The sequence below is a fragment of the Pseudomonadota bacterium genome (assembly GCA_011049115.1).
Lineage (GTDB): Bacteria > Desulfobacterota > Anaeroferrophillalia > Anaeroferrophillales > Tharpellaceae > DSCM01.
In genome coordinates, this window is sequence record DSCM01000058.1 from 1 (window position 1) to 6429 (window position 6429).

Annotated in this window: 5 protein-coding genes; 3 read left to right on the forward strand and 2 right to left on the reverse strand. The window is 53.2% G+C overall.

What is annotated here, in order from left to right; genetic code table 11:
• The 3 genes from ENN66_04970 (at position 1) to ENN66_04980 (ending at position 3235) form a co-directional block, all read left to right on the forward strand.
• Positions 1-1224 carry a histidine--tRNA ligase gene (locus ENN66_04970; GenBank protein HDS15952.1) on the forward strand — a complete coding sequence of 408 codons (1224 nt, stop codon included), beginning with the start codon at positions 1-3 and terminating at the stop codon, positions 1222-1224.
• Positions 1214-1693: a hypothetical protein gene (locus ENN66_04975; protein ID HDS15953.1), complete on the forward strand. Its 480-nt coding sequence runs from the start codon at positions 1214-1216 to the stop codon at positions 1691-1693. The genes ENN66_04970 and ENN66_04975 overlap by 11 nt, the downstream gene beginning before the upstream one ends.
• A gap of 87 nt (positions 1694-1780) precedes the next feature.
• On the forward strand, positions 1781-3235 hold the full coding sequence (locus tag ENN66_04980; protein ID HDS15954.1) for a hypothetical protein: 1455 nt from the start codon (positions 1781-1783) through the stop codon (positions 3233-3235).
• Between the two features lie 55 nt (positions 3236-3290).
• Here the strand turns inward: ENN66_04980 and ENN66_04985 are convergent, their stop codons facing one another.
• Together ENN66_04985 and ENN66_04990 are read right to left on the reverse strand one after the other, a co-directional pair.
• Complete coding sequence (locus ENN66_04985; GenBank protein HDS15955.1) at positions 3291-5429, reverse strand: acyl-CoA synthetase; 2139 nt, start codon at positions 5427-5429, stop codon at positions 3291-3293.
• A 2-nt stretch (positions 5430-5431) separates the two neighbouring features.
• Positions 5432-6241 carry an enoyl-CoA hydratase/isomerase family protein gene (locus ENN66_04990; protein ID HDS15956.1) on the reverse strand — a complete coding sequence of 270 codons (810 nt, stop codon included), beginning with the start codon at positions 6239-6241 and terminating at the stop codon, positions 5432-5434.
• Positions 6242-6429: the final 188 nt, after the last annotated feature.

Below are 6429 nucleotides of genomic sequence, written 5' to 3' on the forward strand. Positions count from 1 at the left end.
CTGCCGCCGGACAGCTTTGGCTGGCGGGCCGTGGAGAATAAGTTTCGGAATCTGTTGGAGGGGTACGGATTTGCCGAGTTGCGCCTGGCCTTTCTTGAACCGACGGAACTTTTTGCCCGCAGTATCGGCGGCGACACGGATATCGTTGAAAAAGAGATGTATACTTTTCTTGATCGCTCGGATCGTTCCTTGACTCTAAGACCAGAAGGTACGGCTTCGGTGGTTCGTGCATTCAATCAGTATTCTCTTGATAAGATCAATGAAATCAATAAATTGTACTACGTAGGTCCGATGTTTCGATATGAGAGACCGCAAAAGGGACGCTATCGTCAATTTCATCAGCTGGGGGCCGAGGTTTTTGGCGAAGCAAGTTATTACCAGGATGCCGAAACCCTGATCATGCTGGCACAGTTCTTTCATGCAGTTTCGGTTGAAGGAACGGTGCTCCATCTTAACAGTTTAGGCTGCGAAGATTGCCGTCCGGCATATCGGGATACGCTACGGTCCTATCTGGTCGCAGACCAGGAGAAACTTTGTCCTGACTGTCGGCGGCGGCTGGCGGAGAATCCGTTGCGGGCTTTGGATTGCAAAAATTCGCAATGTCGCGAAGTGGCGCTCGGGGCTCCCTTGATCAGCGAAACTCTCTGCCCGGATTGTAACGCGCATTTCAGTGGTCTTTGTCAGCTGCTTGATGGGGTTGGTCTCAAATATCAGATAAATCCTTATCTGGTGCGCGGTCTGGATTATTATACGCGGACAACCTTTGAGTTTCTGGCCGGCGATCTCGGAGCCCAGAATGCGGTGGCTGCCGGCGGTCGCTACGACCGCCTGGTCGAAGAGCTTGGCGGGCGGTCGACTCCGGCTTTTGGTTTCGCGATCGGTTTCGAGCGTCTGATGATGCTGATTGACAGCCGTAGCCTTCCTTTGCCGTCATCGTTTGCCGCCCTGATTCCTATTGGTGCGGAGGCCCTTCGGGAACTTTTTCCGATCCATGTTGATCTTAATCGTGAAGCGGCAATGACAACTCTGTTTTTTCAGCCGAAAAGTCTCAAGAGTCAGATGAAAAAGGCCGATAAAGATGGTGTCAGATATACGGTCATCGTCGGTTCCGATGAGCTGAGAGAGAGAGAGGCTTTGTGCCGGAATATGCAGACCAGGGAACAGTTTAAACTGCCTCTTGATCGATTGGGGGAGGCTCTGCGGGAGCTTTACCATGAGCATTGAAGGAATCGATACGGTCGGGGCCGGTAAGCTTGCCGGTGAAGTAAAAAAAACAGTTTCCGAGCGCAGCGCGGAGAAGGCTGATTTTAGTCGGTTACTGGAGCGTGAACTGAAGAATCAGGATACGGGAGCGGTTGCGGCCAGATCGACGTCGCCGATTTTTGCGACTTTTCCGGTTTATGAGCTGGCTGATCTTGATGGCCTTCCTGATTCTTTTGATCTGCGCGAAAGAGGGATAAAAGATACGGAACAGCTGATCGATATTCTCGATAAATATCGTCAGGGTCTGAACCGCGAAGGGTTGAATCCGGAAAACATGAAGGAGACGGTTCGAGTCTTGGATCAGGTTTCAAAAGGGATGATGGAATATATCAACCAGGTTGAACATCATGATTTGCTGGAGTTGATGCAGCATTCACTGGTCATGGCCAGGGTAGAGGTGGAAAAATACAGTCGAGGAGATTATTCATAGGCGATCAGTATAGAGTATAACTTTACGGCCCGGAGACGTTTAATCTAATCGGTAAACCGCCCTGAATGGGTTTCCCTGCGTGAGCCAGTGCCTTTTTATTTTCCCGGAAAACTGCATGCGACCCGTTACGAGGAGGTCTACCAGCGCTTGAGTCTGCTTGAGCGCCTGATGTTGTTGCGCGAGTTTATTGGGGTAACCTACCGTCGGCGTTTTCTCTTCTTTCAAGATCAGCCGGTTTCAACCCCTTTCGCTTTTCGTCGTAACCTTGCCATCGCGGCTGACCGGCAATTTCGTCGTCTTGTAATCAGTCGGCGGATCTGGCGTCATCATGAGGTTCTGCGTCCTTATCTGAACCTTATTTTTCGCCATTTTCTCTTCGGTTTTCTGGTGCAGAGCTTTCGGCGCGCTCACCTCGCACAGCTCATGCCGGCTCCTGCTCCCGGCAGCTATTACGACTTTTTCCCAAATCTGCTTTCCCTGCTCTGGTTTAATCGTCATCGTGACCGCTGTCAGGCTGTCATCGATCAGCTGCTGACGCAGGTTATCGATGACTCCCAGCGCAGTCTCTATGTTTTTGCGCTGCTGACGATTTCCCGTTTTCATGAAATATTTGCACCGAGTTTCGAGGAAATCGAAAGCCTGGCCGCTCAGGTCAGAGCTTGCAGCCGACCGGGCGGCACGCCCCTCGGGATCGAGCTTGAATTCAGTAATCTGGGCCGCTTTGCGACCTTTGATGCGCCTTTCAAGTCCGGTTGCAGCGATCCTTTGTTTCAGAATATGAAGTTTTATGAGGCTTTCTATCTGGATGATGTCTCCTGGCGTTTAGGTGGTTACCTTGATACCCATATCCGCGGACTTAATCTGCTCTCGCTGCCGCGAATCACGGCCCAGCCCGGAGGGTTTTATGAATACTCTATGGTTCGGCTTGATTATCCGTACAGCTTTTCAATGCCCCTGTCCCAGGATCCCGGACTGGTGGCCCTCTATATTGAAGAGGCCATTGATTTCGTCAGTGAAATCAAACCACACAGCCTGCATATCAATATTGAAAAAACCGGGCTCGGTCATTGTCGGCCTGAGCTGACGGATTATCTTTGTCTGCTTCTGCTGGGCGGCGATCTTGAGCGGGATGAACGAGGCCGGTGGCGGGAGCGCAGGCTGGCGGATAATGAATTGCGCGGGGTTATTCAGCGGCGTAAACATCGCCCGGCGGCGGGGGCAAAAGCCAAGGAAGTGGTTGAATACTCTTTTCTTCGACTCTGGCGTCCTGGACAGCGCGATTATGGTTATTTACCGGTGTTGATGGCTTGCAAGGGTTTTCAATTTGGTTACAACATGGAGCTCAGCTGTCGGGATCAGGTCCAGGCGATGATGGCCTGGGCACATGATCCGCAGCCCTTGGCGAAGACCGCAATCGACCATTTTGTGGAAAACTTGGCGCGGGGTTGGGAGCGCGAGGGGGCCCATCCCCGGGAGCTGCGCCAACAGGTTGCCGGGGAATTGCGTTCAATCCTGGAACGCCGCAATGCCATGTTAGAATAAGCTTGCCGGGCAGGGGACTGTTCTTCGAGGAAAGAACCGAAGGATAGTCACAAAGTTAAATGCTTTTCAGAATTATTCTGGCATCGACCACATTTACCCCCTGTTCATAGGCGATTACCGGGTTGAGATCCATTTCCTGAATCTCCGGATATGAGCCGATGATTTCCGAGACGGTAAGCAGCAGTCGTTTGATGGCTTTGCGGTCAATTTGGGGTTGGCCGCGAAAACCATCCAGCAGCTTGACCGATTTTATTTCGTCAATCATGCTCTTGGCGGAATATGGGGAAATCGGTAAGACGCGAAAGACCACGTCTTTTAAAACTTCCACCATGATGCCTCCGATGCCGAACATGATCACCGGTCCGAACTGGTCGTCAATTTTGGTGCCGACGATAATCTCCAATCCTTCGTTGGCCATCGGTGCGACCAGAATCCCTTTAATCTCGGCTTCCGGGTTGAATTCCCGGGCCTTGCCGATGATTTCCCTGTAGGCGTTGCGAATCTCCTCGGGCTTTTGCAGATTGAGGCGCACTCCGCCGGCCTCGCTTTTATGTAGAATATCGGGTGAAACAATTTTCATTACGACCTTTTCAGGAAAAGCGGCCGCCAGGGTCACGGCCTGTTCCGGAGACTGAGCCAGACAATCCTGGCAGACCATGCCGCCATGCAGACTGATGAGTTCCTTGGCTTCATGTTCGAGCAGAGCGGTGCGGCCCTCGGCCCGGGCCCTATGCATGATATCCCGACCTCTGGGTTTAGCCTTGGCCCCCAGGTTGAAGACGAATTTAGCCTTGGCTTTGTAGCCCCGAAGGTATCCTCCATATTCAGCCAGAACCCCGGTTGCCTTGCAGGCGAGTTCCAGGGAATCAAAAACCGGAATGCCGTAATAACGGAGAAGATCGAGGGAATGGGGTTTGGCGAAGCAGTAAAGTGAGTGCATGACGATGGGTTTGCCGGTTTCCTTGACCAGCTTGCCGAACTGATGGGCGGCGTCCTCTTCGGCAAAAGCCAGGCTTTCGGAAAAGCGGATGCTGTAGCCTCCGAACAGGCCAACGACCAGAAGGCCACCGATATTGGGATCATGCAGCAGAATGCGAGCGCATTGAGCCAAAATCTCCGGATTGTCGTCGGCGCCGCCGGCAACGTCGACAGGATTGAGAAGTGAGGCCGCCGCCGGTAAAATCGCCTGGAGTTTCTCTTTGGTTCTGGGGCTGATTTCGGGAAGGTTGACTTGTAAATCGCTGAGTTCGTCGGCTCCGATCGTGGCGTGGCCGCCGCCGTCGGCCAGAATCGCGACCTGGTTGTTTTTGATGGGCGGCAGGTTGGCCAGGGCTTCGGTACAGGGCAGAAGCTCATCCGATTTCTCAACCACGATTATTCCCGCTCTCTTAAAAGCCGTGCGGGAGACCTCGGACATGCCGGCCAGAGCTCCGGTGTGGGATCCGGCTGATCGTTTACCGGTGATCGAACGTCCGCTTTTCAGAAGGATGATCGGTTTCTTGCGAGTGGTCTGATAGGCCTGCTGAAGAAACTTGCGGCCGTTGCGCAGGCCTTCAACATACATCAGGATCGCCTTCGTGTTTGCATCATTTTCAAAAAATTCAAGATATTCATGGAAATTAATGTCGGATTCATTGCCGACTCCGACATAATAGGAAAATCCGGCCCGACTTTTAATTCTGGCTTCGGTGATCATGGTCAGGGCCATGTTGCCGCTTTGCGAGATCAGGGCGATATTCCCTTTCGGGGCATCCCGCAGACCAACCAGATTCAGGTTTTTATGCATATTGATCATGCCCGAGGTGTTGGGGCCGATCAGGCGAAGGTTATGTTCACGGGCGCTGCTTACGATTTCGGCTTCAAACTCTTTGCCCTGAACGCCGAGTTCGCCAAAGCCCCCGGCGATAATTACCACGCCGGCCACGCCTTTGCGGCCGCAGTCCTCAATGATTCCCGGCAGGGTTTTAGCCGGAGTGGTGACCAGCACCAGATCGACCGGATCCGGAATCGCGGAAACAGAGGCATAGCAGGGCACTCCAAGGACACTTTCTAATTTGGGATTGACCCCGTAAATCCGGCCTTCGTATTTTTCTTCAAGAAGAATGCGGATGGCCTGGTAGCCGCGTTTGGTAATGGTCTTGGAAGCTCCGACAATCGCGATCGAGTTGGCATTAAGGATTTTTTTATCAAGCATTTTTATCTCCCATGATATTTCGGGGTTCGTTTTTCGGCAAAAGCATCAATCCCTTCGCGCCAGTCAGCGGTGTTCATGCAGGCCAGGATGGCTTCGGCTTCCAGCATCAGGGTGGTTTTAAGATCCAGAGCTTCTGCTTGGTTCAGAATAGTTTTGGCGAAGCGCATCGAGATCGGAGCCTTAGTCGCCAGCTTTGCGGCCAGCTCAAGGGCGCTCGGGAGTAGCGCGGCTACCGGGACTGATTTCAAGGCCAACCCGATGGCAACGGCCGCCGGTCCGTCCAGCACCCGGCCGGTGAAAATAAGTTCCTTGGCTTGCTGGCGGCCGATCAACTTGCTCAGATGAGAGGTGACTCCGCCACCGACAAAGGTCCCCAGCCCGGTTTCAGGAAAGGCGATCGAGGCGCTATCGGCCATCAAGAGAAAATCGCCGTTTAGGGCCATTTCACTGCCGGCCCCGCGGGCCGGGCCATTGACCGCAACAATTACCGGTTTGGGAAAAGTATAAAGGCGCCGAGTGGTTTCGTGGGCCAGCAGAATATACTCCCTTTGTTGCCAGGGGCTTCGTTCCCCTTTCCGATGTTCCTTGAGGTCGGCGCCGGCGCAAAAGGCCTGTTGGTCGCCTTTCGGGGTCCGGCGGACCGAGCCGGTCAGGATCAGAGCGCGAACCTCGGAGTCGGTTTCGGCGGTCTGTAAAACGGCTTGCATATCCAGGTAGAGCTGCTCGATCACGGCGTTCATTCTTTCGGGTCGGTTTAAACTGATGATGCCAACCCGGTTGCTGACCGAATAACGAACGGTTTCATAATCCATGCGCCCTCCTTGCTGGTGCCTTTTTAATAAAACAGAATTTCAAATAGCCTTGTCGGTAACAATGCTAATAGTTCTTCCGGTTGCTTGCAAGGCAAATCTTCAGAAGCTCACGGGCGGCCTGGAGGCAGTCAGGGCAGCCGCTTGGCCTCCTGAATTCCCGCGTTATTGTAACGAGGCAGGCGGGATGA